The organism is Streptomyces sp. NBC_01003, assembly GCF_045162695.1.
Lineage (GTDB): Bacteria > Actinomycetota > Actinomycetes > Streptomycetales > Streptomycetaceae > Streptomyces.
Genome location: NZ_CP108707.1, coordinates 8,885,535 through 8,911,970, shown reverse-complemented (window position 1 = coordinate 8,911,970; position 26,436 = coordinate 8,885,535). Strand labels below are relative to the sequence as shown.

33 protein-coding genes and 1 pseudogene are annotated in these 26,436 nt (G+C 68.0%); 18 read left to right on the top strand and 16 right to left on the bottom strand.

The window, feature by feature from the left end; translation table 11 throughout:
• The first annotated feature begins 2 nt into the window (after positions 1-2).
• Complete coding sequence (locus OG698_RS40875) at positions 3-740, top strand: DUF1990 family protein (RefSeq protein WP_406109214.1); 738 nt, start codon at positions 3-5, stop codon at positions 738-740.
• 454 nt (positions 741-1,194) lie between these two features.
• On the opposite strand, the gene OG698_RS40870 is transcribed toward OG698_RS40875, so the two are convergent.
• Positions 1,195-1,581: a hypothetical protein gene (locus OG698_RS40870; RefSeq protein WP_406109213.1), complete on the bottom strand. Its 387-nt coding sequence runs from the start codon at positions 1,579-1,581 to the stop codon at positions 1,195-1,197.
• Between the two features lie 448 nt (positions 1,582-2,029).
• On the opposite strand from OG698_RS40870, the gene OG698_RS40865 reads away from it, so the two are divergent.
• A complete protein-coding gene (locus OG698_RS40865; protein WP_199841846.1) occupies positions 2,030-2,185 on the top strand; it encodes a DUF6131 family protein in 156 nt (51 codons plus the stop codon).
• A 70-nt stretch (positions 2,186-2,255) separates the two neighbouring features.
• Here the strand turns inward: OG698_RS40865 and OG698_RS40860 are convergent, their stop codons facing one another.
• From OG698_RS40860 to OG698_RS40840, 5 genes are all read right to left on the bottom strand, one after another.
• Positions 2,256-2,864: an alkaline shock response membrane anchor protein AmaP gene (locus OG698_RS40860; RefSeq protein ID WP_406109212.1), complete on the bottom strand. Its 609-nt coding sequence runs from the start codon at positions 2,862-2,864 to the stop codon at positions 2,256-2,258.
• Between the two features lie 20 nt (positions 2,865-2,884).
• Complete coding sequence (locus OG698_RS40855; protein ID WP_406109210.1) at positions 2,885-3,562, bottom strand: DUF6286 domain-containing protein; 678 nt, start codon at positions 3,560-3,562, stop codon at positions 2,885-2,887.
• A gap of 82 nt (positions 3,563-3,644) precedes the next feature.
• Complete coding sequence (locus tag OG698_RS40850) at positions 3,645-4,052, bottom strand: hypothetical protein (RefSeq protein ID WP_406109208.1); 408 nt, start codon at positions 4,050-4,052, stop codon at positions 3,645-3,647.
• Positions 4,049-4,240 (bottom strand): hypothetical protein, encoded by a 192-nt coding sequence (locus tag OG698_RS40845; protein WP_406109206.1) that lies wholly within the window; start codon positions 4,238-4,240, stop codon positions 4,049-4,051. The genes OG698_RS40850 and OG698_RS40845 overlap by 4 nt, the downstream gene beginning before the upstream one ends.
• A 62-nt stretch (positions 4,241-4,302) precedes the next feature.
• Positions 4,303-4,791, bottom strand: coding sequence for an Asp23/Gls24 family envelope stress response protein (locus OG698_RS40840; RefSeq protein WP_406109204.1), 489 nt, complete (start codon positions 4,789-4,791; stop codon positions 4,303-4,305).
• A 147-nt stretch (positions 4,792-4,938) separates the two neighbouring features.
• Between OG698_RS40840 and OG698_RS40835 the strand changes: the two genes are divergently transcribed.
• The 4 genes from OG698_RS40835 to OG698_RS40820 all read left to right on the top strand — a co-directional run bounded on the left by OG698_RS40835 (position 4,939) and on the right by OG698_RS40820 (position 7,141).
• Positions 4,939-5,571, top strand: coding sequence for an RNA polymerase sigma factor (locus OG698_RS40835; RefSeq protein WP_406109202.1), 633 nt, complete (start codon positions 4,939-4,941; stop codon positions 5,569-5,571).
• On the top strand, positions 5,562-6,245 hold the full coding sequence (locus tag OG698_RS40830; protein WP_406109201.1) for an Asp23/Gls24 family envelope stress response protein: 684 nt from the start codon (positions 5,562-5,564) through the stop codon (positions 6,243-6,245). The genes OG698_RS40835 and OG698_RS40830 overlap by 10 nt, the downstream gene beginning before the upstream one ends.
• Entirely contained in the window at positions 6,242-6,649 is a 408-nt protein-coding gene (locus OG698_RS40825) for a hypothetical protein (protein WP_406109199.1), read from the top strand. Before OG698_RS40830 ends, OG698_RS40825 begins: the two co-directional genes overlap by 4 nt.
• A 135-nt stretch (positions 6,650-6,784) precedes the next feature.
• On the top strand, positions 6,785-7,141 hold the full coding sequence (locus OG698_RS40820) for an Lsr2 family protein (protein ID WP_406109197.1): 357 nt from the start codon (positions 6,785-6,787) through the stop codon (positions 7,139-7,141).
• A 370-nt stretch (positions 7,142-7,511) separates the two neighbouring features.
• Here the strand turns inward: OG698_RS40820 and OG698_RS40815 are convergent, their stop codons facing one another.
• From OG698_RS40815 to OG698_RS40800, 4 genes and pseudogenes are all read right to left on the bottom strand, one after another.
• Entirely contained in the window at positions 7,512-8,195 is a 684-nt protein-coding gene (locus OG698_RS40815; protein WP_406109195.1) for an HNH endonuclease family protein, read from the bottom strand.
• Between the two features lie 301 nt (positions 8,196-8,496).
• Positions 8,497-8,775, bottom strand: coding sequence for a hypothetical protein (locus tag OG698_RS40810; protein WP_406109193.1), 279 nt, complete (start codon positions 8,773-8,775; stop codon positions 8,497-8,499).
• A 189-nt stretch (positions 8,776-8,964) separates the two neighbouring features.
• Positions 8,965-9,066: pseudogene (locus OG698_RS40805) on the bottom strand (IS5/IS1182 family transposase); the annotation flags it as partial.
• Positions 9,067-9,233: 167 nt separating this feature from the next.
• Positions 9,234-10,064, bottom strand: a complete 831-nt coding sequence (locus OG698_RS40800; RefSeq protein WP_406109191.1) for a hemolysin III family protein — start codon at positions 10,062-10,064, stop codon at positions 9,234-9,236.
• A 364-nt stretch (positions 10,065-10,428) separates the two neighbouring features.
• Here OG698_RS40800 and OG698_RS40795 point away from each other — a divergent pair, with 364 nt between their 5' ends.
• The gene (locus OG698_RS40795; protein WP_116507254.1) at positions 10,429-10,788 is read left to right on the top strand and encodes a hypothetical protein; all 360 of its coding nucleotides are present in this window, start codon (positions 10,429-10,431) and stop codon (positions 10,786-10,788) included.
• A 105-nt stretch (positions 10,789-10,893) separates the two neighbouring features.
• Here OG698_RS40795 and OG698_RS40790 read toward each other — a convergent pair whose 3' ends face one another.
• From OG698_RS40790 to OG698_RS40775, 4 genes are all read right to left on the bottom strand, one after another.
• Entirely contained in the window at positions 10,894-11,202 is a 309-nt protein-coding gene (locus tag OG698_RS40790; RefSeq protein WP_116507125.1) for an SCO5918 family protein, read from the bottom strand.
• A gap of 50 nt (positions 11,203-11,252) precedes the next feature.
• Complete coding sequence (locus tag OG698_RS40785) at positions 11,253-11,657, bottom strand: CBS domain-containing protein (protein ID WP_116507132.1); 405 nt, start codon at positions 11,655-11,657, stop codon at positions 11,253-11,255.
• A gap of 46 nt (positions 11,658-11,703) precedes the next feature.
• Positions 11,704-13,215: a DEAD/DEAH box helicase gene (locus tag OG698_RS40780; RefSeq protein WP_406109189.1), complete on the bottom strand. Its 1,512-nt coding sequence runs from the start codon at positions 13,213-13,215 to the stop codon at positions 11,704-11,706.
• 337 nt (positions 13,216-13,552) lie between these two features.
• Positions 13,553-13,756 (bottom strand): cold-shock protein, encoded by a 204-nt coding sequence (locus OG698_RS40775; protein WP_023586116.1) that lies wholly within the window; start codon positions 13,754-13,756, stop codon positions 13,553-13,555.
• Between the two features lie 1,079 nt (positions 13,757-14,835).
• Between OG698_RS40775 and OG698_RS40770 the strand changes: the two genes are divergently transcribed.
• From OG698_RS40770 to OG698_RS40750, 5 genes are all read left to right on the top strand, one after another.
• Positions 14,836-15,030, top strand: coding sequence for a DedA family protein (locus tag OG698_RS40770; protein WP_406109187.1), 195 nt, complete (start codon positions 14,836-14,838; stop codon positions 15,028-15,030).
• A complete protein-coding gene (locus OG698_RS40765; protein ID WP_406109185.1) occupies positions 15,027-15,287 on the top strand; it encodes a DedA family protein in 261 nt (86 codons plus the stop codon). Before OG698_RS40770 ends, OG698_RS40765 begins: the two co-directional genes overlap by 4 nt.
• Before the next feature lie 918 nt (positions 15,288-16,205).
• Complete coding sequence (locus OG698_RS40760) at positions 16,206-16,541, top strand: MerR family transcriptional regulator (protein ID WP_406109184.1); 336 nt, start codon at positions 16,206-16,208, stop codon at positions 16,539-16,541.
• Positions 16,542-16,829: 288 nt separating this feature from the next.
• Positions 16,830-17,033, top strand: coding sequence for a cold-shock protein (locus OG698_RS40755; RefSeq protein ID WP_266675610.1), 204 nt, complete (start codon positions 16,830-16,832; stop codon positions 17,031-17,033).
• A 529-nt stretch (positions 17,034-17,562) separates the two neighbouring features.
• On the top strand, positions 17,563-18,498 hold the full coding sequence (locus tag OG698_RS40750) for an integrase core domain-containing protein (RefSeq protein WP_406109182.1): 936 nt from the start codon (positions 17,563-17,565) through the stop codon (positions 18,496-18,498).
• A gap of 520 nt (positions 18,499-19,018) precedes the next feature.
• Here OG698_RS40750 and OG698_RS40745 read toward each other — a convergent pair.
• Positions 19,019-20,467, bottom strand: coding sequence for a purine-cytosine permease family protein (locus OG698_RS40745; RefSeq protein ID WP_406109179.1), 1,449 nt, complete (start codon positions 20,465-20,467; stop codon positions 19,019-19,021).
• Between the two features lie 46 nt (positions 20,468-20,513).
• Positions 20,514-21,476, bottom strand: coding sequence for a flavin reductase (locus OG698_RS40740; RefSeq protein WP_406109178.1), 963 nt, complete (start codon positions 21,474-21,476; stop codon positions 20,514-20,516).
• 192 nt (positions 21,477-21,668) lie between these two features.
• Here OG698_RS40740 and OG698_RS40735 point away from each other — a divergent pair, with 192 nt between their 5' ends.
• The 6 genes from OG698_RS40735 to OG698_RS40710 are packed head-to-tail and all read left to right on the top strand — an operon-like array spanning position 21,669 to position 26,350.
• Positions 21,669-22,292, top strand: coding sequence for an amino acid synthesis family protein (locus OG698_RS40735; protein ID WP_406109176.1), 624 nt, complete (start codon positions 21,669-21,671; stop codon positions 22,290-22,292).
• Positions 22,289-22,840, top strand: coding sequence for an amino acid synthesis family protein (locus OG698_RS40730; RefSeq protein WP_406109175.1), 552 nt, complete (start codon positions 22,289-22,291; stop codon positions 22,838-22,840). Before OG698_RS40735 ends, OG698_RS40730 begins: the two co-directional genes overlap by 4 nt.
• 10 nt (positions 22,841-22,850) lie before the next feature.
• Positions 22,851-23,582: an alpha/beta fold hydrolase gene (locus OG698_RS40725; protein ID WP_406109174.1), complete on the top strand. Its 732-nt coding sequence runs from the start codon at positions 22,851-22,853 to the stop codon at positions 23,580-23,582.
• The gene (locus OG698_RS40720) at positions 23,575-25,062 is read left to right on the top strand and encodes an aldehyde dehydrogenase (protein WP_406109172.1); all 1,488 of its coding nucleotides are present in this window, start codon (positions 23,575-23,577) and stop codon (positions 25,060-25,062) included. The genes OG698_RS40725 and OG698_RS40720 overlap by 8 nt, the downstream gene beginning before the upstream one ends.
• Positions 25,063-25,070: 8 nt before the next feature.
• Positions 25,071-25,310 carry a 4-oxalocrotonate tautomerase family protein gene (locus tag OG698_RS40715; RefSeq protein ID WP_406109171.1) on the top strand — a complete coding sequence of 80 codons (240 nt, stop codon included), beginning with the start codon at positions 25,071-25,073 and terminating at the stop codon, positions 25,308-25,310.
• On the top strand, positions 25,307-26,350 hold the full coding sequence (locus tag OG698_RS40710; protein ID WP_406109169.1) for an LLM class flavin-dependent oxidoreductase: 1,044 nt from the start codon (positions 25,307-25,309) through the stop codon (positions 26,348-26,350). Before OG698_RS40715 ends, OG698_RS40710 begins: the two co-directional genes overlap by 4 nt.
• Positions 26,351-26,436 lie beyond the last annotated feature (86 nt).

The window sequence follows — 26,436 nt, the reverse complement described above, 5'->3', positions numbered from 1 at the left end:
ACATGCTGCGCGAGCGACGGCTCCACCGAGCGAAGGCCGTGGGCGCCCTGCGTGAATTGGCCGACCGTCAGGTCAACTACGAGCCTCTGCCCGAAAGTCGGAGCCTCCCCACCCGGGAGGCGTGCTGGAACCTCGATTCCCTGCGCCACCCGATCGCCTGCGAATCCGCCGGCGACCCGCAGCAGGGCGGGGCCTGGGAGATCGCCTGCCGCCTGGTCCGGGACTACCAGTTCGCAGATCCGGCCATCCTGCGCGCCATCTACAGCGCCGACGACACCCTGCTGGGCCGCAACATGCTCCTGGAAGGCCGGTTCGCCGGGCTCCGCTTCGACATGGGCGTACGAGTGACCTCTGTGATCGATGAGACGCGCGGCTGTGGCGGGGAGGAATCGCGCGTGTGGGGCTGGTCTTATCAGACCCTGGAAGGCCACCTGGAACAGGGTGAACTCACATACGAAGTCGTCAAGCGACTGCGAACCGGAGCGGTGGATTTCTGTATCAGCGGCTACTCGCGGCGAGCGCCGCTGGCCAACCCCCTTATCCACGCCGGATTCGCGGCCTTCGGGCACCCCACCCAGCAGCGCTTCTACCGCGCGAGCGCACGACGGCTGCAGCATCTTACGCACGCGGAGCTCCAAGGCGCCGCCCCGCTGGCACCCAAAACCCTCCCGGGCTACGACAGCGTCGTCATCGCCCCTAACCTGTGGGCAAACACATACAGAGCCTGTCACGGTAAGTGAAGTTGGTTGTTCAGGGCGCGCGTCACGCTGCGCAGTGCACCGGTCAGGCGGCATCGAACAGCGCGCCTTTGTGCAGTGCCAGCGCCCGAGGATCCCCTTGGCGCACCGGTTCCGCACGGGCGGACGGGCCCGGTCCTGGCATCCGAGGTACGGCACCTCGACGGGTGCTTCGCGGTGTGCTGAAGCAGCGGACCAGCGCGTCTCCGGCTGCGGCGCGCCGAACTCATCGGTGATCTGACTGTGCATCATGCACTGCAGCAGAACGTGCACGCCCTGCTCATGGGCGAGCCGAACCGTTCCTGCAACGCCCGCCCGCGCGCGTGCGCCTCGTCAGTCGCCTGCTGCTTCTTCATCAAATCGTCCGAGACGGCTGCCGCGCCACCACGAACGCTGTCTGCGGCACGTCATGCGCTCCGCGCTCCTACGAAGATCACGTCCAGATTCGTCGAGCTGCCTAACCTTCGCTGCGTGTGCCGGGTGGGTCCTGGGGGTCCACCCCACTCGACGCGGAGGCGTCCCTGGTTCCGCTGGGACGCTGCGAGCGGCCTCTGCGACCGGTGTCGTGCATACCCTTTTCGCCTTGGCCCTTGCTCTGCTGTTCGCCGCGGCGGCCGGCGCTCTTGGCGGTGTCGCCGGGGACGCTTTTCGATTCTTCCTTGGAGACTTTCCTGCCGGGCCCCTTCGCGGGGGCGTATTCATTCGGGTGGAAGGAACGGTGGGCGCTCGGATTCTCTTGTTGACGAGTCTCGTCCACATCCGGCGACCAGCCGTGCTGAGTGCCCTTGTGCCGACTCGGACCCTCGCCGTGCGAGGGCTCGGACGGCTTCGGCTGCTTGGGCATGACCTCTACCTGCCTGTCCTGTCGGGGGTGCCTGCACACGCCTTGCGGGTGGTGTCCTATTTTCCCATCCACGGCCAGAGCGGCCATATCGGGCACGCAGACGTCGCTGAGAGCTGCCCAAGGGAGAGACCGTCTCACTGACCGACGGTAGCGGCAGCCGCTCTGTCTGCCCCGGAGGTATTCACCGTGAGCAGACCGCTGCTGCCGGCCAAATGGGCTCCGATCGCCGCCACATGCATCGGCTCCCATGACAACTGCAGCGCGGACGGCCCTGGACCCGGCACGTGGAGTGCGCTCGTCAGGCCTTGGGCGGGCGGTCACCCGGAGGCGTCGCCACGAAGTGAAGCAGCAACGCGGCGGGCCTTCAGCCGGCTCTGCCGGCCCCGCTTTCCCTCCGGGCCTGGAAGGTTCACAGTTGAGATAGCGCCATGCCTCATTGGAGGACACCATGATCATTCTCGGAGTGATCCTGCTGGTCGTCGGGTTCTTGACCGGCCTCTCGATCCTGTGGACCATCGGCATCATCGTGCTCGTCATCGGCGCCATTCTGTGGATTCTTGGCGCCATGGGCCACGCCGTCGCAGGGCGACGCCACTACTGGTAGCCAGGGATCCAGGCCCGCGGATGGGAGGGCCACCCATCCGCGGGCCCTCGCTGCACCCGATGACCGCGCTCTACTCGGCGCGGCGCGCCTTGTGCTTGCCAACGTCCAGTCGTGCCCGGGTGGGCAGGTGGGTCAACCCGGTGCAGTCGCGCGCATGTGCCACGGGGCCGTGGCACAGCGCCTGCAGGACGGGGGCGGGCGTGCCGTGATCCGTCAGTGTGAGGGCCACGTGGAGGCAGGGGCGCGCCGCCCGTCCGGTGACATGGGCGCTCGCCTGCTCGACGCCGGGCAGGGCACGCGCTTCGGCGGTGACCGCATTACTGAGGGCGCGGCCCCGCAGTTCGACGCTTTCGGGTGGAGGCGTGCCGCCCAGGTGCACTGAAGCGGGGCGACGGCGGCGCAGCTGCGCGAGCAGCCAGAGCAGGGCCAAAACGGCGGCCAGAACCAGGCCGGCGATGACGGCGGGCCACCACCACCAGCCCTGGTCGCTCCACCCGATGCGGTCGGCGTTGCTGAGTAGGACGTCGTGGGGCGTGGTCAGGGGCCAGCCGGCAGGCGCGGCCAGGTGGAACCGGCGGTAGAGGTCGAGGCCTACGGTGAGGATCAGCAGACCGCCGCCCAGCAGCACCAGGCCACTGAGGGCCATGAGGAGACGGTTGAGTGTGGATCGGCCGTTCATGGCGTGCTCCCGGGGCGTGGTCAACGGGTGTGGTGTCGTAGGCGGATCGTCACCCGCGGAGTGTGCGCCACACCGAGTCGGCGGCACTGGTCCTGCAGGGCCTGGGTGAGCTCGTCGCGGACGGTGGCGGGGTCGCGGAAGCGGACGTCCGCGCGGGTCGTGACGCGGCGGCGTCCGACCCGGACTCGGGCACCGCTGATGCCGGGGACCCGCATCGCGGCGTCGCGCAACAGCAAGGCGGCGCCCTTGCGGTCCAGCCAGGCCTCCATGTCGGGACAGCCATCGGGTGCCCGAAGCGGCAGCAGTCGGCGCAGGCCGGGGGTGAGGGCGAGGATGAGCAGCCACAGGCCGAGGATGACGGCGACGGCGGCCGCGATCAGCAGCCAAAGGTCGTCGACCGGGCGGGTGGCCAGCTCGTCGGCGAGGCGGATGCGCCATACCCCGGCCCGATGTCCGGCGCGCACTGCGATCACGTCGTACAGCAGCACCCCGGCGACACAGAGCGTCACTAGTGCGACCAGGGCCGCCGGGACGCGGCGTGCGGACCACAGGCGGGGCGACCTCGCCCCCCAGCCGTCATGCGGCAGCGGCCGCGTCGCGGGAGCGCGGATGTCGGGCCGACCTGTCCCCGCGGCCTCCTTGGCCGAGGGCGTCTGCTCATCGTGAGCAGGCGGGGCGGGCCCGGATGGGAGGGTCATGGTGGCCGTCCTTCGTCGTTGGTGTGAGGATCCGCAGATCTGATGGCTGGCCTGTGCGGCAGCGCTGCGGCGGTGAGCGGGATCAGCGGACGCGAGCCGACCGGCCCGCGACGACCAGACGCCGCACGGTCAGCATCACGTCGCTGATGTCCAGACCGGTGAGCTGGGCCACCCGTTCGGCGACCTCACGCTGCAGTTGCCCGCAGGTGGCGGCGATGTCAGTGGGGTAGGGAAGGTCCACCGACAGCGCCAGTTGTGCCGTCCCGTCGTGCGTGGTCGCGCGAGCGCCGGGTGCGGTCAGCGCCGCGTGGGCAGGTGGCTGACGGGTGAGCCGGTGCAGGGCTGTGCTCGCCACCCGTGCGGCGATGCGGGCCACAACCCGGTCGGGTATCACTGTCGCGCCGCGCTCGGCAGGCGGCAGAGGATTCTCGGCGTCGTACCCGCCGCGGGGGCTCTCAGTTGATCCGGCGCTGCGGGTGGTGGTGCTCACTGTTGCCGCCGGGTGGACAGGTCCCGCTGCCGCCGGGTGAACACGTCGGCGTCGCCCTGCAGGACGAGACCGACGACCAAGCCCACCGCGCCCAGGACCGCTACAAGGAGGAAGGCCCAGAAGCCGCCGAAGTAGCCGGCGAATCCCAGTGCCATTCCGGCTGTCAGACCCACTGTTGCTGTATTCATCACTGACTCACCTGTCCCACGTCGGCGTTCGATCGGAGGGGAACTCCGCCCGCTGCCGGAAGTCATTGGACGCGGCCTTCGGCCGGTTCGGTGTCGTCTTCGTCGTCGGGCAGGTTCACATCGTCGATGACGAGGTTCACCTCGATGACCTCCAGGCCGGTCATGCGTTCCACGGCGGAGATGACGTCGACGCGGACCTCTGCTGCCACATCGACGATGGGGTAGCCGTACTCGACGACGACATCGATGTCGAGTGCGGCCTGGCGTTCGCCCACCTCGACCTTCACGCCGCGGCCGACGCCGCCGGTGTCTGCGCCGGGGACGCGTTCGCGCACGGCTCCAAACGCACGGGCCATGCCCGCGCCGAGGTTGTGGATACCGGGTACCTCGCGGGCGGCCGTTCCCGCGATCTTGGCCACGACGCCGTCGGCGATGGTGGTCTTGCCCCGCGTTTCGGGTGAGGTGCCGGCGCCGGTCGGCCCCTTCAGCATGGTCGCTGTCCCGGGATGGCCGTCCTGTCCGGTGGAGGAACGGTCGGTGGTGTCCGTCATGGCAGTCGCCTCGATCAGTTGCCGCGGGCACCGGCACGATGCCCGTCAAGGATGGGACACACCCGACAGGCAAATCGTCACATGTTTCCATGAACCGGCATCACATCACTCAGGCCGGGCACAACACCGCAGGGAGGAGGTGCGGTCATGACGCACAGCGCCGGCCCTTCCCCGCGCCGAGCGACCTGCCCCGGCCCACCCCCGGAGCCCCCTGTCCCGGGCACGGCCGACGGGCTGCTCACCGCGCCGGACGACCTGCTGGCGACACGCGCCGGTGAAGGCGACGAGGAAGCCTTCGCCATCCTGGTGCGGCGCCACAGCCGTCCCCTGCTCGCCCTGGCCTCCCACACGCTGGGCAACGTTCAAGACGCCGAGGACGCGGTGCAGGACGCGTTCATCAGCGCCTGGAGGAGCCTTCCCGAATTCCGCCACGCCTCGGCGTTCAGCACCTGGATGTACCGCATCACCGTCAACCGCTGCCTGAACTCCCTGCGCCGCCGGCCGGCACCGGTACCGTTGGACTCGGTGGCCGAACCCGCCGCCCCCGGTACGCGCAGCTCGCCCGCGCGGGCAGCCGAACAGGAAGCCCTCACCGAAGCCCTGGTCAACGCGCTCGGCGCGCTGGAACCGCAGCAGCGGGTCTGCTGGATCCTGCGGGAACTGCACGGACTGCCCTACGAACAGATCGCCCACGTGACCGGCACCACCGAGCAGACGGTCCGCGGGAGACTGTACCGAGCACGCCGATCCCTGAAGGAGGCACTGGGCCCATGGCGCTAGACGACCATCCCCCCCAGCCTCCCGAGCTCGGACGCCAACCCCGCTCGCCAGACGGCTCACCCCTCGACGAGGTCCGCCGTCACACCGGAGACGAAGTGCTCACCTGCGGGCGCACCCTTAGCCACGCCTGGGAACAGGCCCGGGACACCGGTCCGCCCGCCGACCCCCACCTCGCCGACTGCCCCTACTGTCGCGACGCCGTCGAAGGACTGGCCGCACTGGACACAGCTACGCAGGCCCTGCGGGAACAGAAGAAGCCCAGCACCCAGAACCTCATCGCCCGCGTCATGGACAGCGTCCGGGACGAGGTACGACTGGGGTCGATGCTGCCCCTGAACGACCCCACGCGCACCTTGCAGATCGCCGAACACACCGCGGCCACCGTGCTACGGCGCGCAGCAGACGCGATACCCGGCGTCATCGCCGCCAGCTGCCGCCTCACCCGAGCCGACCAGGGCACCGGCGTAAGTGTGAGCATCACCCTGGCTGTCAGCCTGGACCGCCCCCTGCCCGAGACGGCCGACCTAGTGCGCCGCTCGGTAGTAGATGCCGCCCACCATGCCCTGGGCCTGAGGGTGACAGCAGCGGACGTCACGGTCATCGACGTGCACCATGCACCCGTATCGCCGAACCGCGCAGACACCACCCGTAGTGGACCGGGCGGCAACCCATGACCGCATGTCACCCTGCCGACATTCGCCAGACTGCCGCTGAGGCCGCCCTCGCGGTCAGCGGGGTCCTCGCCCTGCAACCCACCCTCGCCAGCCGTCTCGCCCGAGCCGCCTCACGCGCAACTCCAGGCGCGGCAGACAGCAGGTTCGCCTCGCCGCTGTCAGGCATCCGTGTCGTCCATGACCCGGACGGCTCCGGCTGGCAAGTGGAGGTGCGCTGCGTCCTGGCCGAGGGACACCGAGCCATAGACGTCGCCCGCACCGTCCACGACCGGACCCGCGCGTCCCTCACCACCCTCGTCACGACGCACGGCACGGCGGACACCGTCACTGTTGCCGTCACGATCACCCGCATCACACGGACAAAACCAAAGGTCGCCCGGCGGCCGCTGAAATCAAAGAAGTGAGCGATGATCCGGTCAGGGTAGCCATGAAAGTGCGAACCATGGCTTGACACCTCCATTCTGCCGAAGCTGAGCCCGAGGGCCGCCCCTGTTCTGAGTGAAGAGGGGCGGCGCAGGCCCTAGCCCTACAATCAGCGCATGGCTCAGCGAGAAGTAATCACTTATACGGACGACCTCACAGGTGAAGAATCCGAAGAGATCGGTACCCACACCATCCTCATCGACGGGGCTGGGGTCGAGATTGACCTCTCCACGGAGAGCCACGATCGCCTGTTGGAAGTTCTGCACCCGTACTTGAGCGCCGAGGGGGCCCGTCGAGTACGTGGCAGCGTCACCACAGCCGGCACGAGGGGTAAGCGTCGAGCCGTAGGATCCTCCGCCCACCCGGACACGGCCCAGATTCGGGCTTGGGCCAAGGAAAACGGCCTTGAGGTGAATGACCGGGGTCGAGTTCCCGCTTCCGTTAAGGAAGCATACGAAAAGGCCAATGATTAATCTCTGATATTGACGATCGAGCTCACCGGCCTCACGCAGTCCCACCTCGGCATCTGGCTTACCCAGGCCAAGACCTCCCAACGGCGCGCGAATGCAGCCTTCATCGGGTGGACGAACAAACGCAGCCTGACGCAGAACCCGGAGTATCCCGGACATGATGACCATGTCGGTGCTCTTCCTCGACGAGGAGGAGCACGAGGACCAGTTCCGTCGATGCCTGACGGATACCTCACTGCAGGGGTCGGGGTGGCGGCGTACCCAGCCGCACTGTTCCATCCGTAGAGCCACGTTGGACAGTCTGGAAAGCGTGCTTCCTGCCCGGCCGTGTGTCGCTGCACTTTGAGGAGCGGCGACACACGGGCCAGTCTTTTCAGCGTGTGGGGGTAACCGTTACCGACGCGTTGGGACAGCGAGCCGCGTTCTCGGCAAGCGCTGCCTCTTCGGACGGATCGATCGCGAGCTGCCAGCGCACCTTCACAGTGGTCCAGTCAGTGATGTACTCGCACCGGTCCCCGTCAAACGGTGGCATCCAAGTGGACGGGTCCTGGTCAGCCTTGGAACGGTTCGACTTCGCCGACACAGCAATCAGCGAGCGCTCGTCGCCGAGATCGTTGGCATACGCCTGCCGTTCAGCCGCACTCCAGACGGAGGCGCCGGAGTCCCAGGCCTTGGGGAGCGGGACGCGGTGGTCGACGTTGAGGCCGGACGGCCCGTCGATGTACTGGTCGTCGTAGACGGAGTACCAACGCCCGCCAGTGGGCTTGCACTTGGGGCCCTGCCCGGGGGTCATCAATGCTTCGGCCTTGAGTGCCTCGGCCCTCGTGTTGCAGCCGTCTTTGTCGGCGTGAATCCAGTGTTTGAAGCTGGTGCGCTGGTAGCCGCTGCGGTCCTCATTCGCGACGGGCAGGGCCTTGAGGGCGTTTTGGAGTGGTGTGGTGATGACGTCGCCGGGGCTGCCGAACGGTCCCGGGGCCGCCTGGGCGGTAGCTGTGGGGATAGCGAGTGCGGCAATGACGCTGAGCAGGGTGGCAGTGCGGGCGAAGGTGCGCAACATGGCTCCGCGAAGATCACGAACAGGTCGTGATCTTCGTAGCGAGTCCGTGACGTGTGACGTGCCGCAGACAGCCGTCGCGTCACCCGGAAGAGGGTGCGCCAAGCGCCCACAAGCGACCCGCCACCGTGCACAATCTCGAAGGCCGCACACTCCTGCGTACTCAAGTGCTCGGCGGCGTCATCAACTAGTACAGCGGATACACAGCCTGACCAGCAGCGACGAGTTTTCGAGCCCCACACCTGTCGTTCACGACCGGGCAGTTGACTGATGGCGACACCGCACCTCGGATCTCCCTCAAGTGTCATTTGGCGCGCGGGTCAGCGGCGCATGTCTTCGTCATGACGGGACTGGATTGGGCCACTGAGGCTTTCTCACTGAAGATCACTTCCAGTGGCAGTTGAGAGCGAGGGCTTTTGAGACCGCCGTGGAGTTTCCGGGCGGACGGGTCGAGAATCCTGTTGAGATCCCCAAGGACCAGCTGGGCAAGGCGGCCGAAGCGCGCCTCGGCGATGCCCGGTTCGTCCTCGACGAGCTGGGAAGGCGCGGGTGGAATCTCGACAAGGTCGGCATGTTCGGCCACTCCTTTGGCGGCTTCACCGCCTCACTCTCCACCTGCCCCAACGCTGGCGCTTGGAGCACGACTTCGCCGACCTGTAGACGGCAACCGGTCAGCGCATGGTCACCTGAACCAGCCGCTCGACCTGACCGCCCACGACCCGAAAGGTGCGCGGAGTCCAGCACGACACGGGAGACATCGACGGGTGACCTCGACCATGGGTTTCAGCGCGAGGCTGTCGTGGACGTTGGCGGCGGAGAGACCGACGATGAGGGGCAGTCCGTTCGCGTCCGACAGGATGTGCATCTTGGACCCCACCCAGGTCGCGGTCTTCTCGCTGGCGCCCTCCGTCGCCCGGATGAACCGCTCGGGCGGGGCGGCCAGCTCGCTGTGTACGTCGCCCGCTGTCGGTGTACACCCGGCTGCTCCAGTAGCCAGCTTCGACCGACCCTGGCCGCCGCCGCAGGCGCAGCCCGAGCAGGTCAGTAGGTGGCCAGGGAGATGGCGGTGTAGTGCGCGGTGAAAGCCGCCACGGTCAGCGCGTGGAACACCTCGTGAAAGCCGAACCAGCGGGGTGAGGGGTCGGGCCGCTGGAGGGCGTAGACCACCGCGCCCCCGCTGTAGAGGAGACCGCCGGCCACGATCAGGACGAGTACGGCTACTCCGCCGGTGTGCAGGAAGTCGGGCAGGTAGCTCACTGGCGCCCACCCCAAGGCCAGGTAACACGGGGTGTACAGCCAGCGCGGAGCTGCGACCCATAGGACCCGGAACGCGATGCCGGCCAATGCGCCCGCCCACACGATCCACAACAGAAGGGATCGCTGGTCCGGCGGGAGGAGGAGCACGGCCAGGGGCGTGCAGGTGCCGGCGATGATCAGGAAGATGTTGGCATGGTCGAGACGTCGCAGGAGAGCCTCGCCGAGCGGCCCCCAGGTGCCGCGGTGGTAGATGGCGCTCGTTGCGAACAGCAGCCAGGCGGTGGCTGAATACACGGCGCAGGCCAGGACCGCCTGCGGAGTCGGGGCCAGGCAGATGAGTACGACGCCTGCGATCAGTGCGGCAGGGACCATTCCGGCATGGAGCCAGCCACGCAATCTCGGCTTGATCGGTTCGGCCAGGTCGGCTGCCTGCTCCACCAGAGCAGCAGCCGGGGGCGTCTTCCCCCCTGCATCGCCACCTGGTGATCCGCAGGGCAGCCGCTCTTCACGGCGTTCTTCCCGCGCTGAGGCGACGTGACTGCATTCGACTTCAGCGGCGTCGCGGGACACGGCTTCCCGTCCTTGCCCGGTCTCTCGGGCGTCACTGGCAACCATGTGATCATGCTAGGAGACCTCACCTCGACAGCGTGATGGGAGGTCGGTCAGCGGACACCGTGGACTTGGTCGTGTCCAAGCTCGTCACCAACGCCCATGCGCCACGGCGGGGGCCGCTGCACATGGGAACTGACTGCACACCCCGACACCATCGAGGTGGCCGTCCACGACCCCAGTCGGCATGCGCAAGCGCACCCCGACCTGAACGGCGGCACCACTGCGGTGGAGCGGGCGAGGCGGTTGGCCATGGGGCAGCCGAAGCCCCGTCACTCGCCGGGCCTCAGGCGGTAAGACCGTGAGCGCCCGTCGTTCCCTGTAGCGCCGCCGCTCAATCAGCTGGATGACGTTGAATATAATCTGCCCCATGTCGAAGCCTGACGAGCTGCTCGTTGACGTCGCTGCCCTGGTGGAATCCGGGCAGAGTAACCAGATGTCCCTGACCGTGGTCACCGGTGGTGCTGTCATCACCGGTCGGCTGGCTCCCGAAGCAGTGTGGAGGCAGAGGGTGTCGGAGGTGCTGTCGGACTCGGACCGCTTGGGAGAGTTCTCCTCCGTCTTCGACACCCCCGCGAAGAAGGACGGGCCGCCTACGCATCTGCACTTCCATGTCGCCCGGATCCTGCAGGGCACGGTGGGGATTCCCGAGACAGGCGGGATGTACCGCGTGGCGATCGAGGACATCAGCACCTGGACCGTGGGCGACTTCAGCTATTCCGACCACTGAGCAATCACTGCGACAGGAACCCGCTAACAGCAGTGTGGGCCCGACCGGCGCGCGCCGGTCGGGCCCATCCGTTGTTCAGGTGTCGGCTCGTGCCTGCTACCTCGGTCAGACGGATACGGGGGTGCCGAGCATCGCGGAAGCTCGCTGGAGCGAGCTGAGGATGCGTACGGGTGCGGCCGTGGGGAGGCTACGGCAGGTGAAGCCGAGCTGAGTCATGGCCCGGAGGACTTCGGTGGCGCTGAAGTCACGTCGGTCCTGGCGGGTGATGACCTGGCCGACTTGTTTGACGGGGTAGTGGCGGCGGCCGATGATCACGGATTCGCCGGTGCCCGGTTCGGGCTTGACGCCCTTCATCGATTCCAGCACGCCGCTCTTGGTGAGCTCGAAGGGGAAGCGGGCGATGACGCAGCGCATGTGGCCTCACAAGGAGAAGGGGATAACGGTCCGACGAGGGGTGAGGCGGGTCAGCGGGAGAGGGCGAGGACGCCCAGGGTGCTGCCTTGCCCGTCGATGACCGGCGGTGCGCCGAGCTGGCGGGAGCGCAGCACGTGCTCGGCTTCGGAACCAGTGGCTTCGGGCGAGGTGAACGACCCGTGATCGCCGATGATGTCGCGCAGGCGGACGCGGTCCGTGTAAGCGGAGCTGTCGCGGACGGCGGTAAGTTCGGTCTGGGTGACCAGACCGGTGCGTTGGCCGTCCTGATCGCAGACGACCAGCCGACCCGTGCGTGCGGCGGTCATGACGGACAGCGCCACCTCGACACTCATGTCGTCACAGACCTGCGGTCCGGCCGCGTCCTTGGCCTCAACCGTCTTCCTGTGCACGGGGTTGGCGCTCGCCGGGCGGGGCTGCATCTGAACCAGCGTCAAAAGGTGCCTCCTGCAGAGATGGGTCAGCTTCCTGATCACGAAGGTTCTAGGCCGCCGCACCGAAGACGGGCCGGCGTACGGGCGCGCGCCGGGTCGCCGACGAGGGGCGGCGTCGGCCTCGGGAGGAGGCGCTGCGCTTGGGGCGTTCGGCCACCGGTGCGGTGATGACGACCGGGATGCCGGACGGGGCCTGGGCGCCGGTGATTCGGCTCAGAGCCTCGTCGCCCGAGCGGATCTGGGTGGTCTGCGGCCGGATTCCGGCGTCCGACATGAGGCGGACCATGCCGCGGCGCTGGTGCGGTGTGACGAGGGTGACGACACTGCCTGACTCGCCGGCGCGGGCGGTACGGCCGCCGCGGTGGAGGTAGTCCTTATGGTCGGTCGGCGGGTCGACGTTGACGACGAGGTCGAGGTTGTCGACGTGGATGCCGCGCGCCGCGACATTGGTCGCTACCAGGACGGTGACGTGCCCCGTCTTGAACTGCGCCAGCGTGCGGGTGCGCTGTGGCTGTGACTTGCCGCCGTGCAGCGCGGCGGCCCGTACCCCGCTGTTGAGCAGGTCCTGGGTGAGCCGGTCGACGGCGTGCTTGGTATCCAGGAACATGATCACGCGGCCGTCGCGGGCGGCGATCTCGGTCGTGGCGGCGTGCTTGTCGGCGCCGTGGACGTACAGCACGTGGTGCTCCATCGTCGTGACCGCGCCCGCCGACGGGTCGACCGAATGCACGACGGGGTCGGTCAGATAGCGGCGCACCAGCAGGTCGACGTTACGGTCCAAGGTGGCGGAGAACAGCATCCGCTGCCCCTCCGGACGCACCTGGTCGAGCAGGGCGGTGACCTGCGGCATGAACCCCATGTCGGCCATCTGGTCGGCCTCGTCCAGCACCGTGACGCCCACCTGGCTCAGTCGGCAGTCACCACGGTCGATGAGGTCCTTGAGCCGGCCCGGGGTCGCGACGACGACCTCTGCCCCGCCTCGCAGCGCGCCGGCCTGCTTGCCGATCGACATCCCGCCCACCACCGTGGCCATCCGCAGCTTGACGGAGCGGGCGTACGGAGTGAGCGCGTCGGTCACCTGCTGCGCCAGCTCACGCGTCGGCACGAGGATCAGCCCCAGCGGCTGACGGGGCTCAGCACGCTGCCCGGCGGTGCGGGCGAGCAGGGCGAGGCCGAAGGCGAGGGTCTTGCCGGAACCGGTGCGCCCGCGGCCCAGGACGTCACGGCCCCCCAGGGAGTTCGGCAGCGTCGCGCCCTGGATCGGGAACGGCGCGGTCACGCCCTGCCTGCCGAGTTCGGCGAGCAGCTGGGCGGGCATGTCCAGATCCTCGAAGCCTTCAACAGCGGGCAGCGCGGGGGTGATTGTCCTGGGGAGCGCGAACTCGCCTTGCACTGCGGCCGGCCGGCGGCCGTAGCCGCCGGAACGGGCCGGGCCGCCGGAACGGGCCGGGCCGCCGGAACGGCGCGGTGCCTGCGAGCCGAAGCGGCTGCCGCCCCTGGTGGCGTCAGCAGTGCCGCTACGGGTGCGGGTGGAACGGTCGTTGGTGCGTGTGCGGTTCATACAGGGAACCTTCCTCGATGTGGCACATATCAAGGAATCCCCGCAGCGATGAGCGGCATCGAGAATTACAAGTATGGACCGATGTCAAAGCAAATCCGGGCCGTCGGTAATCCGCGCGGGCGAAAATGCTGAAATAGGCGATGCAGTGGGGACGTAAAATCCGGGCGCCGAGGTGCGGTGTAGCTCTTCAGGATGCGCCTGCATTCCTGAAGGAGGAGCTGCGCGAGATTGCGGACCCCTCCGAGCCGTCCCGCAGGCGAAACCACTGCCAGAAATGCGTGTAGCTGGGGCCCGCACCCCTAAGGATGCGGGCCCCAGCTACAAGTGTGCGTCAGCGTCAGGCCGGAACGATGTTCTCGGCCGTCGGGCCCTTCTGGCCCTGCGCGATGTCGAAGGTCACCTTCTGGCCTTCGAGCAGCTCACGGAAGCCCTGGGCGGCGATGTTCGAGTAGTGGGCGAACACGTCAGCGCCGCCACCGTCCTGCTCGATGAAGCCGAAGCCCTTTTCCGCGTTGAACCACTTCACGGTACCAGCAGCCATGTCATATCTCCTTTGGGGCAGTACATCGGAATCCACACTGTGTGGACACCGTGTCGCCGCGATGATTACCCCGCCCGGAAAATGACCGGAAATACAAAAGTGCTCCCACCGGCAGGAGCCGAGTGAGGACACTTGAAGTTTTGGGAACCACAACTGCAACTGAGATCGACAGTAGCACGCCGCAACGGCCGTCATGCGTTGAATAATTCCACTCTGCCCATTGCGGCAAAAACTCTCACCGCGTGGTCCGTCAAACTCTGACCTCGCCGGCGCAGATATTGCCTCGAGTCGCTGCGGAGCCCGGCCGTTGGCCACAGACGCAGCCTCACTGCCGTTGTTGTGCCGCCATTTCCAGCCGCTTGTCATCCGCACGGAGCGTGGCCCTGGGGCTCTGCTGCACCGCGTGCCGTATGGGAGGTACGGACTGCGCCGCGCTCGGGGCCCCGAGCGCCGAACCGCGAACCGCGAACCAGAGCCACGGTGGCCGCAGCATGCAATGAAGCCCTCTTCGCCCGGCCGTGACCGCCGTCCAATGCGGCTGCCTGCTCCACATCACAGTCACCACGGCGTGCCGGGTTGACCCCGCCAGGACCTCGACGACAACCAGGCCGCGCCGTGGTGTACGAGTCGCCACCGGCGGTGTGAGTGCGACGGGGCGGACCGGAGTCGGCGAGCAGCGTCCCTGGACCGCGGAAAACACATGACGCGTCGCCTCGCCCGGAGGAGTCGGCTGACCTATCTGCAGCCCTCCTTCGTTCCAGCAGCTTGATCACCACTGCGGGGAGAGGACCTGGGGCAAGGAGTTTCGCCTCGGTCAGCGTGGGTCGACATGCCGCGCATCGGTGTAGTCGTTCCTCGAAACTGGGCCACGGGGACCACGGCCCGGAGGACACCGCACATGAACGCGATCACCGACTGGCTCGGCGGCCTGTCCGGCCCACTGGTCTACGCGGCCGTCGGCGCCCTGGTGTTCGCCGAGGACACGCTGTCCTTCGGCTTCGTCCTGCCGCGTAAGACAGTCGTCGTCCTGAGGGGCGTACTCGCCAATCAAGGCCCAGGTCTCGGTCTACTGGCTCGTTATGACCGTCGTGCCCGCCGCAATCGCCGGAGACACCGTGGGCCACTCCGTCGGCCACCACTTCGGCCCGAAAACCCTTACTACCCGACCGCTGCGCCGACACGAGCAACGCAGCGAGAAGGCACAGAACTTCATCCGCCGCCGAGGCCCTGAAGCGGTCTTCCTGCGCCGCTTCATCGCCTTCTTCGCACTATGATGCCGGCGCTCGCCGGTATCTCCCACATGGACTACCGCCACTTCCTCCTCTTCAACGCCCTCGGCGGCCTGATCTGGGGAGTCGGCTTCACCCTGCTGGGCTACTTCGCAGGCTCCGCCTACCAGCGGGTCGAGGCGGTTGCCGGCCGCGTCGTTGCCATCGCCGTCGCAGTGATCGTGGTGGGCGGGCTCATCGTGTGGCGCGTTCGGCGCCGCCGCCAGGCGGACAGTCCAGATCCGAAGAACCGGGCCGGCTGACACCTCAGGTCGGCCTCGCGGCCCTCTGGATCCGCGATGCCGGACCCTGGCTGCCCGGTTGTTTGCACCCCAGTCTGCGGTCCCTACTCGACACTCGGCGATGACAGCCCTTGGGTCTGCCCTCACTGTTCGAGGCCGATTACCTCACCGTCGAACACGCGGAAATCTATGTTGGCCGGAGTAGACATTGGGGGGCGGCGTGGTTATGGTTTCTCTCGTAGCCAGAAGTCGGCAGGGCCCGGCAGAAACGAACTGCCGGGCAGCATTACGGAAGTTGCAGTGCGTAGGACGGTGCGGTGGTGGAGTTCCGAAGCCAGGGTTGTTGCAGGACGGCGACGGGGCTGGCGACCGGACCGGGTGGCCCGCAGTGATGAGGGGCCGCCGTCCGCGGGACCGCGGTCAGCAGTGGCGGTTCCCGTGAGTGCAGTTGGTGGTACCCAGCAGTGAAGTCAGTGAGTAGTACCTCGGTGAAGGCGTCGGCTGCGGGCGCGCGCGCCGGGAGGTTCGGTAGTGGGGTTCTAAGCCAGAGCGGACGCACGATGGGCGACGGGGCTGGCTGCCGAACAGTGGCGCTGCCGCAGGTCACTGAGCAGTTCGCAGTACCAGCAGTACGCAGTACCAGCAGTATCAAGTCCCCCGTTTAGTAAGTAGCCGATTACCGAGGGAAGAACGGAGGAACGAGCGCCATCAGGATCGCCCGGGCGGAGTGTTGAGCCCGGGTACCGCAGGACATCGATAGTGAGGTGGTCTCCGGTCAAGCAACCGCGATCCCCGCGTCCCCGACAACTCCCAGGTCGGGTCGGCGGACACAGAAGGCCGGCGCAGTTCCAGGGCCGGCAGATGGTGTAAATGTTCCTTCGGGGCCCTGGTGCCATATGGCACCAGGGCCCCTCAAGCGTGTTCCACAGAGAGGTGCAAATGACAGCAGACGACTCGTTCGACCGTCTCGAGGATGAGGACTACCCCGCCTACACGATGGGCAGGGCCGCCGAGATGCTCGGCACCACCCAGGGCTTCCTCCGCGGCATCGGCGAAGCCCGCCTCATCACCCCGCTGCGCTCCGAGGGCGGCCACCGCCGCTACTCCCGCTACCAGCTGCGCATCGCCGCCCGTGCCCGGGAACTCGTCGATCAGGGCACTCCCATCGAGGCCGCCTGTCGCATCATCGTCCTCGAGGACCAGCTCGAAGAAGCCCAGCGCATCAACGCCGAATACAGCCGCGCAACCGAATCGGGTACACCACCCGCGGTCTGAGGTGACAACGGGCCATCGGGCGACGGCAGGTCCTGCGCACACCTGCCAGGCGCGGGGAGCACTGGGCGGCAGGCCGCCCCTGCTGCGGCCCTCGCGACAGGACGCGTTTCCGATGGTGACAGGGCGTGAGGGCGTGTAGCGTTTAGGGCAGATGTCGTGGTTCGGATATTCCCCGTTTTGCCCGCGCTTCGGCGTGGGCGTTTTGCTGTGCTGTGCCGCAGGAACCAGGACGACCACCTCCGCTTCCCGCATGGTGCGGGAGGCGTTCGTGACTGGAAGGCATGAGACATGGCTACGGGAACTGTGAAGTGGTTCAACGCGGAGAAGGGCTTCGGTTTCATCGCCCAGGACGCCGGCGGGCCGGATGTCTTCGCCCACTACTCGGCGATCAACTCCACGGGCTTCCGTGAGCTCCAGGAGGGGCAGAGCGTGACATTCGATGTCTCCCAGGGCCAGAAGGGCCCCCAGGCGGAGAACATCAACCTGGCCTGACCCGCCTCACCAGCCTGTTGGCCGCGGGCGCCGCGCTCGAAGGGACGCCTGCCTCGAGCGGGCCCGACCCAAGCAGCTGGCACCAGGCTTGCGCGGGAGGTGCGGGATCCGTGGCATATGTGATCGGGGCCGCGCGGCAATGGACGCGCGGCCCCGATCTGTGTCAAGACACGCGTACAGGACGGGATTGTTTGTAAGCACCTCTTCGGGCCGCGCTGCGCCAGGTTCATTTGGCGCCGACAGGCGTTCGGCTGCGGGCTGGCGATGGGCTGATGCGCAAGGGCAGCCAGCGAGAAGGCCTGAAGGGTGTCTTTATTCCACGCGTGCGTTGACCTGGAGTTTTGGCTGACGCAGTGAGCTGGGCATGATCGTCGGTTGTGGCTCTGCGACTGCTCTACATGATCTTCTGTCGGACACTCGGCCGGCTTGTCCTCCACGGCCGGTCCAACCGGTCAAAGGAGATGGAGATACTCGTACTCCGGCACGAGGTCACGGTGCTGCGCCGCCACACCCCGCGCCCCCGCCTGTCATGGGCCGACCGCGCAATCCTGTCCGCCCCGGCCCGAAGCCTGCCCGCCCTGCTCCGCCGCCATCGACTGGTCACCCCCGGCACGCTCCTGGCCTGGCACCGCCGCCTGGTACGCCGCAAGCGGCGACAGCAACCGGCCAAGTCAGGCCGACCGCCGCTCGCCGCTCGCCGCTCGCCGAGGAACTCACCGCACTCATCCTCCGTCCGGCCCACAACAACCCGACCTGGGGATACGTCAGGATCCAGGGAGAACTGCGCCGCCTGGGCCACCGCGTCGCCACCGCGACCATCCGCCGAGTACTACGCCGCAACAAAATCCCACCCGCACCGACCCGCACGACCGAGCACACCTGGCGTGCGTTCCTGCACACGCAGACCGACACCCCGCCGGCGACCGACTTCTTCCACGTCAACTGCGCGATCACCCTGAAGCGCCTGTACGTCTCCTTCGTGATGGAGCTCGGCAGCAGAACCGCCCACGTCCTCGGCGTTACCACGCACCCCACCGGCGACTGGATCACCCAGCAGGCCCGCAACCTTCCCCTCCAACTCGGGGACCCCGCCCACCCGTTCCGCTTCCTGAACAGGGACCGCGACACCAAGTTCACCCAGGCCTTCGACACGGTGCTCGCCGGCAACGGCACCCAGGTCCTCAAGGCCGCCCCACAAGCACCGAAGATGAACGCCTTCGCGGAACGCTGGACACGCACCGCCCCAGCCGAGTACACCGACCGGATGCTGATCTTCGGTGAACGCCACCTGCGCACCGTGCTGGTCCAGTACGCGACGCACTACAACACCACAAGGGCCCACCGAAGCCTGGACCTTCACGCTCCCGGCGACGACCCCACCGTCATCCCCTTCCCCGCAGGGCGCGTCCGACGCCGAAAGATCCTCGACGGACTCCTCAACGAGTACCACCGAACCTCCCGATGAACCATCACTCCCCAGCAGGAAAACCCCAGCTCACAGCACCTGCAGAGATTTTGACACCCTTCAGGTCTCCACCCGCGTCACGACCGGTTCGGACTGGCGCCTGATCGTGGAGGCGTCGGCCCCGTTCGCCGAGGTGGCGGCGATCAGTGGCGACACCCCCTTCGCCGATCACCTTGTCCTGGTCCGGGAACTCCGCCTGTCCAGCACGTGATCATCAGTGCCTTTGCCGATTACCCCGTCCGCCCTGATGAGAACGAGTGTGCCGGGACTTCGCACAATGGCGGCGCGGCCGCTGAAGTCGGCGCTCTCGCCCGGCTGTCGACCACGCGGCAAGATGTTTCGACCGTGCTGCTGTGACCCCGCCGCCCGTCACACGCTCAAGTACGCCGCGCCCGGATCCCGGGCGCGGCGTACACGCGACGCGAACGCCGCGCAGGTCCGGCCGGAACTCTGGCCGGACCTGCGCACATCTCTGTGGAGCACACCCGCTTCGAGGCCGCCTTCCAACTGACATGACGCGTCAGGTGCGTGCGGCCAGATCCGTGGACCGATCCCCATGTTCCGCGTCGTCTGCGGCTGCGCGCCCGACTTCCGCGGACGTCCGTTGCCACAGTGGCTTCAGTCGGTACGTGAGCAGGTACAAGACGAGCGAGGCTCCCGCCGCGACGAACATGCTGAGGTCGCCGGCTCCGGGGTGGGTTGCGGCGAAGGGGCCGGTGTACACGGTGGACTGCCAGAAGGGGACGGATGCCGCGACGCCGCCCGCCCAGGCCACCAGGCCCCAGTCCAGGACCCTGGAGCGGTCGTAGAGTTCGGCGATCCTGCAGGGATCGCTGCGCCCGCCCAGATAGAAGTCGATCAGGAGCACGGTGGCGAACGGCGCGATGAAGTACGCGGTCAGGTTGAGGAAGACCTTGAACTTGTCCTCCGTACCGGAGGCACCCCACAGGCTGATGGCGTAGGCGAGAATGCAGATCGCGGCCACCGCCTGGTGGCGGGTCACCGGGATCTTGAGGGTCTGTACGGAGATCGCGCCGCCGTAGACGTTGAGGAAGTTCTGGGCCAACGCGGACAGGCCAACGGCGATGAGGGCGGGGACGGCGAACGGTCCTGCCAGTTCGTGCAGAGCGGTGATCGTGTCCGTACTGGAGGCGGAGCCGCCGACCACCACGCCCAGAATGCCGAGCCAGCAGATGGTGAGGAAGTTACCGAGGCCGGTGTACCAGGTGGTCTGCCGGACGACCTTGGGGGTGTCGGGCAGATAGCGTGAGTAGTCCGAGGCGAAGGGCGCCCACGCCACGAGGAAGGCCAGGAACCAGCCGCCCAGGGTGATGGATCCGCCGGCAGCACCGACATAGCCGTCCGCCTGCGGGTTGGCCCCGAAGAGGCTGCCGCCGCGCGCCACTGCCACGACGGTGATCAGTACGAACAGCGGGGTGAGGACGTAAGTGAGCACCCGCTGAAGGAAGTTGATCATGTTGTAGCCGTAGATGGCCACGACGAGTTCGACCGCGGTGAGCAGGCCGGCACAGAGCCAGAACGGCATGTGGGTCAGCTCGGCGAAGGCCTTGCCGCCGAGGATGACGGTGACGGCCGCCCAGCCCACGCCGGAGAATACGTTGATGTAGGCGACGGGCAGGAAGTTGCCGAAGAAGCCCAGCGGTCCCCTGGCCTGGATCTGCTGGGGCACACCGAGGCGTACACCCATGCGTGACATGACGGCCATGAGGGCGGAGCCGAGGGCGGCACCCACGACGATCGCGCAGACGGCGGCGGAGAAGCTCAGTCCGAACCAGGCCGCGCTGAAACCGAGCAGGATGATGGGGAAGTTGAGGCCTGCGGCGAACCAGACGAAGAACTGTGAACTCGGTTTGCCGTGCCGCTCGTTGTCGGGGATGTGATCGACGCCGAAGGGCTCGACCTTGGTGACCGCGCTGCCGTAAACGGGGCCCTGCGAGGCGTGTGTCATGGCGTGCTCCGGAGGATGTCGGGGCGGGGGCGGGGGCGGGGGCAGGTCACCACGGCAGGGGTGCCGTCTGCGAGATGTCGAAGAAGCCGCCGCCGCTGTAGACGAGCGGGGCGAGGTCGGCATGGTGCGCAGACACCACGCGGCCGGTGAAGACGGTGTGGCTGCCGGCCTCCAGGCGTTCGCCGATCTCCACCTCCAGCTGTGCGCTGGAGCCTTCGATCAGCGGGGACCCGTGCTCACCGGGAGCCCACTGGAGGTCGGCGAACTTGTTGTCGCCCTTGCTCGCGAAGGTCTTGGCGACGTCGAGCTGGTCGGCGGCGAGGATGTTGATGCCCAGGTGGGTCGACCGGTGCAGCACGGGATGGGTGGACGAACTGCGCTGGACGCAGACCAGGACCATCGGCGGGTCGAGCGAGATGCTGGAGAAGGCGTTGACCGCCAGACCCCGGGGGGTGCCCGCGTCGTCGGTGGTCACCACGGTGACGCCGGTGATGAACTTGCGGTGCACGCCGCGCACCAGGTCGGGGTCGACAGCGGCGGTGTGTCCGGTCGTGATGATGCCGAGCGCCTCCAGAAGCTGCCGGGAGTCGAAGGTCACCGACTCCTCGGCGATCGCGTCGCCTTCGAAACGGGCGAAGGTGGCACCGGACACCTCGACGGGCCTGCCAGTCGGCGGCACCCCGAGGAAGGCGCCCGTGTGGTGTCCCGTGCTGCGCCAACGGACGGCCAGTTGATCGCCGGCCTCGACGAGGTCCTCGATCTCGGTGTGCAGATCGGGGAACGCCTCGCGCACGGCGCTGATGCTCGCCTTGAACTCCTTGCGGTCCTGTGTGACACCCGCCGGTCCCCGGCGGCGTACGTACGAGGTGCTGAGCAGTTCGTCCAGGGCATCGACGTCGCCCTGGTTCCACGCGGCATGCCAGGCGGTGCCGAGGAGAGTCGGCCGGTCCGTCCTGTCGGCGCCTGCGGCCTGATCGGTCTGGTCCGTGCGGTCAAGAGTGCGGCTCATGACGACCCTCTCAGTCAGACTGTTGTATGGCACAGGACCGTAAGAACCAGGCACGCATGCTGTCAATGCCTCCCGCGCAAATCCGGCGGCGACGTGGAGTCTTGCTGTGAATTCGCAGGTAGTAGCCGGGAGCAGCCACCTTTTCATTGCCACCTCTTGACGACCCTCCGAGCGGCTCATAGCCTCGCTGCCATGGCACAGCAACAAATATTCGGCCCGTCGACGGGCGGCCTACGCAAGGTGGTGACGGTCGTCGACGAGGTTCTGCTGGAGCTCGGGCGGCCGGTCTCTACTCCCGTACGTCGCGTCGCCGCGGCCGCAGTGATCCGCAACCCCTGGGCGGGGCGCGGCTTCGTCGCCGACCTGCAGCCCGAGGTGGAGGACGTGGCACCCGAAATCGGCCGACTGCTCACCGACCGGCTGATCGAGACGTTGGGCGGCGTGGACCGCGTCGAGGCCTTCGGCAAGGCGGCCGTCGTTGGGCTCGACGGGGAGATCGAGCATGGCGGCGCCCTGATCCACACCCCGTACTTCGGCAATGTGCTGCGGGAGATGACGGAGGGCACCTCGATCATCGTGTTCAGTGACGACCGCCTGGCGGCGGGAGAGCCACTGACCGTTCCGGTGTGGCACAAGACTGCCGCCGCCACCCGCTCCCACTACCAGACGGTCCAGATCCGGGTGCCGGACGCGCCGCGCCCCGACGAGATCGTGGTGGTCGCCGCCGCCGCGTCGGGGCCGCGCCCCAACGCCCGTATCGGAGACCGCCGTTTTGACCCCATAGTCCGCCTCACCGACCTGGAGACCACCCGATGAACCTCCGCAAGATCGTGACGTACGTCGAAGACATCCACACCGAGGGCGGGCGCCCCGTCGACTCGGTCGCGCGCACCGCCGTGGTGCTCGCCGTGATCGAGAACCCGTGGGCCGGGCAGGGCTTCGTCGCCGACCTGCTGCCCGGCATCGATGAAGTGGCGCCCCAGCTGGGCGAGTTGCTCGCACCGCGCGTCGTGGAGGCGCTCGGCGCGCCGGTCGAGGCGTACGGAAAGGCCGCCATCGTCGGCCTCGACGGCGAGGTCGAGCACGGCAGCGGCCTGATCCACACGCTGAAGTTCGGCGACCACTTCCGCAAGGCGGCGAACGCCACCACGCTGCTGCCCGCGGTGGAGAAGCGGGCGGTCGCCGGCAGTGTCTTCGACATCCCGCTCAAGCACATCACCGACGCGACGATCCGCTCGCACCATCAGAGCATCGAGGTACGCGTCCCGGACGGGCCCCGCGCAGACGAGATCGTCATCGGCCTCGCCGCCGCGGCCCAGGGCCGCCCGCAGGCCCGGCTCGCCCCGCTGGCGACCGAGCAGTAGGCGCCGCGCCATGGACAAGCCGCCCCTCGTACTGCTGCACGGCGTCGGGCTCGACCGCACCATGTGGGAACCCGCCACCGCCCTGCTCGCCGACCGGTTCACGGTCATCGCGCCCGACCTGCCGGGGCACGGTGCCCGCCCGCCGGTGATTGACAAAGTGACACTCGCCGATCTGGCCGACGGGGTCGCCGACCGGATCCCGGCCGGCTCGCACCTGGTCGGATTCTCGCTCGGCGCGCTCGTCGCGCAGCAACTTGCGCTACATCGGCCGGAGCTGACGCGCACGCTGACCTCGGTCAGCTCGGTCTGCCGGCGGACCCCCACCGAGCGGGCGGCCGTCCAAGCCCGGCTGCATACCGCGGAGAGCGACTTCGCGTCGAGCACCGCGGCCTCCCTCCAGCGCTGGTACGCCGGTACCGCAGTGCCGAGCGACGTGATCGGCAGGACCGAGGACACGCTGCTCGCCAACGATCTCGGCTCCTTCCGCGGCTGCTACCGGGTGTTCGCGAGCGCGGACGCCGAACTCGCCCCGCGACTCGGCGAAATCACCGTGCCGTCCCTTGCCGTGACAGGGGAGAACGACCCCGGATCCACGCCGGAGATGACGCACCGCCTCGCCGCCGCACTGCCCTCCTGCCGGGCGGTGATCGTTCCAGGGGCGCGTCACATGCTGCCCGTCGAGCGCCCGGAGACGTTCTGCGAGGCCCTCACCACGTTCATCGAAGAGAGCGCACATGTCTGACCTCACCACCTGGAAGCACTTCATCGGCGGGAGCTGGGTCGAGCCCGCAGCGGGCGCATATTTCGACAGCACCGACCCGGCCACCCGCCGCACGCTCTACCGGGCCGCGCGGGGCACGGCCCCTGACGTCGACCGGGCCGTCGCCGCCGCACAGGACGCCTTCGAGGACCCGCGCTGGCGCGACCTGAGCCAGACCCGGCGCGGGCATCTGCTGCGCCGCCTCGGCGAGCTGATCGCCGAGAACGCGGACGAGCTCGCCCTGATGGAGTCGCGGGACAACGGCAAGCTGCTGCGGGAGATGCGCGGTCAACTGGCCACGCTACCCGAGTACTTCCACTACTACGCCGGTCTGGCCGACAAGATCCAGGGCGACACCATCCCCACGTCGGACCGCCGGGTCCTGAACTACACGGTGCGGGAACCTCTCGGGGTCGTCGGTGCGATCACGCCCTGGAACTCTCCGCTGACACTGACCACGAGCAAGCTGGCTCCCGCGCTGTGCGCGGGCAACACCGTGGTGGTCAAGCCGTCGGAGTACACCTCGGCCTCCGGGCTCCGGCTCGCCGAACTGGCCCTGGAGGCCGGGTTCCCGCCGGGTGTGGTGAACGTCGTCACCGGGTTCGGCGGGGAGGCCGGGCAGGCGCTGGTCGATCACCCGGGCCTCGCGAAGATCTCGTTCACCGGCTCCACCGCCACGGGTTCGCGCATTGCGGCGGCGGCCGCAGGGCGCTTCATCGGCTCGACCCTCGAACTCGGCGGGAAGTCCCCCCAGATCGTGTTCGAGGACGCGGACGTGGCGAACGCCGCGATGGGCGTCATCGCCGGAGTCTTCGCGGCCGCGGGACAGACCTGTATCGCGGGCAGCCGGGTGTTCGCCCATCGCTCGGTCTACGACGAGCTGCTCGAGCGGGTCTTCGAGCGCGCCAAGTCCATCCGCATCGGCGACCCGCTGGACGAGGCGACCGAACTCGGCCCGCTGGCCTTCGAGGACCAGCGCGACAAGGTCGCCGCCTACGTCGAACTCGGCCGCAGCGAGGGCGCCCGCGTCCTGACCGGCGGAGCACCCACCGACGGCGGCCTCGGCGGCTACTTCTACGAACCCACCGTCCTGGTGGACGTCGACAACACCATGCGTGTCGTACGCGAGGAGATCTTCGGCCCGGTCGTGGCGATCATGCCCTTCGACACCGAGGACGAGGCCGTACGCCTGGCCAACGACACCGAGTACGGCCTGGCAGCAGGCGTCTGGACCACCCACCTCGCGCGGGCGCACCGCGTGGCCGGGCGCCTCGACGCCGGCACCGTCTGGATCAACACCTACCGAGCCATGTCCCCGATGTCGCCGCGCCAGGGCTTCAAGAACAGCGGAGCCGGCGTGGAGCACGGCACGGAGACGATCAAGGAGTACACCCGCCTGAAGAGCGTGTGGATCAATACGAGCGAGGAGCCGCTGTCCGACCCGTTCACGATGCGGAGCTGACGGACGCCATGCCACAGGTCACGATCACGATCGGCCACGGCCGCACACCGGAGCAGCTCCGGACGCTGATCCACGAGGTGCACGCGGCCGTACTGCGCTCGGTGAACACCCGGCCCGAGCACATCCGCGTCTTCGTCCACGAGGTCCCCCGCACGCACTGGGCCACCGGCGACGTCACGCTCGCCGAGATGTTCCCGCACCCCACCCCCGTGGAACCCGTAGAACCCTCAGAAAGGGAGCCGTCATGAGGTATTCGCTGTTCGTGCACATGGAGCGCTGGGACGAGACGACCAGTCACCGCCAGCTCTTCGAGAACCTCTCCGAACTGGCCCTGATGGCCGAGGCCGGCGGGTTCAGCACCGTGTGGGTGGGCGAGCACCACGCGATGGAGTACACGATCTCCCCCAGCCCCATGCCGATCCTGGCGCACCTGGCCGCGAAGACGTCGACGATCCGGCTGGGCGCGGGGACGATCATCGCCCCGTTCTGGCATCCGATCCGGGCGGCCGGTGAGACCGCGCTGCTCGACGTCATCAGCAACGGCCGCATGGAGGTCGGGCTCGCCCGCGGCGCCTACCAGATCGAGTTCGACCGTCTCACGGACGGGCTCAAGGCCACCGACGGCGGCAAGCACCTGCGTGAACTCGTGCCCGCGGTACGAGCGTTGTGGCAGGGCGACTACGCCCACGACGGAGAGATCTGGCAGTTTCCGACGTCGACCAGCGTGCCCAAGCCGGTGCAGCGGCCCACCCCGCCGATGTGGATCGCCGCCCGCGACCCCGCGTCTCACGATTTCGCCGTCTCCCAGGGCTGCAACGTCATGGTCACCCCGCTCATGAAGGGCGACGAGGAGGTCGCCGACCTCAAGAACAAGTTCGACACCGCCGTCGCCACCCACCCGGAGGTGCCGCGCCCCGACCTGATGGTGCTGCGCCACACCCACGTCCACTCCGCCGACGACCCGGACGGCTGGCGTCCCGCCGCCGAGGGCATCAACCGCTTCTACCGCACCTTCGACGCCTGGTTCGGCAACAAGACAGAGCCGGCCAACGGGTTCCTGGAGCCGAGCCCGCAGGACAAGTTCGCGGAGCGCCCCGAGTTCACCCCCGAATCCCTCCACAAGACGGCCATGATCGGCACGCCGGCCGAGGTGATCGAGCGACTGCGCGCCTACGAGGAGCTCGGCGTCGACGAGTACAGCTTCTGGATCGACAACACCCTCTCGCACGAAGAGAAGCGGGAATCGCTGGAGCTGTTCATCAAGGAAGTCCTGCCAGCCTTCCAGTGAGCCCGCACACGCCCCTCGGGGGATTCAAGGCTCTTGCATGGCAGAAGCCTCCTCGTACTGGATATTGACGCCTGCATTCGAGGTCA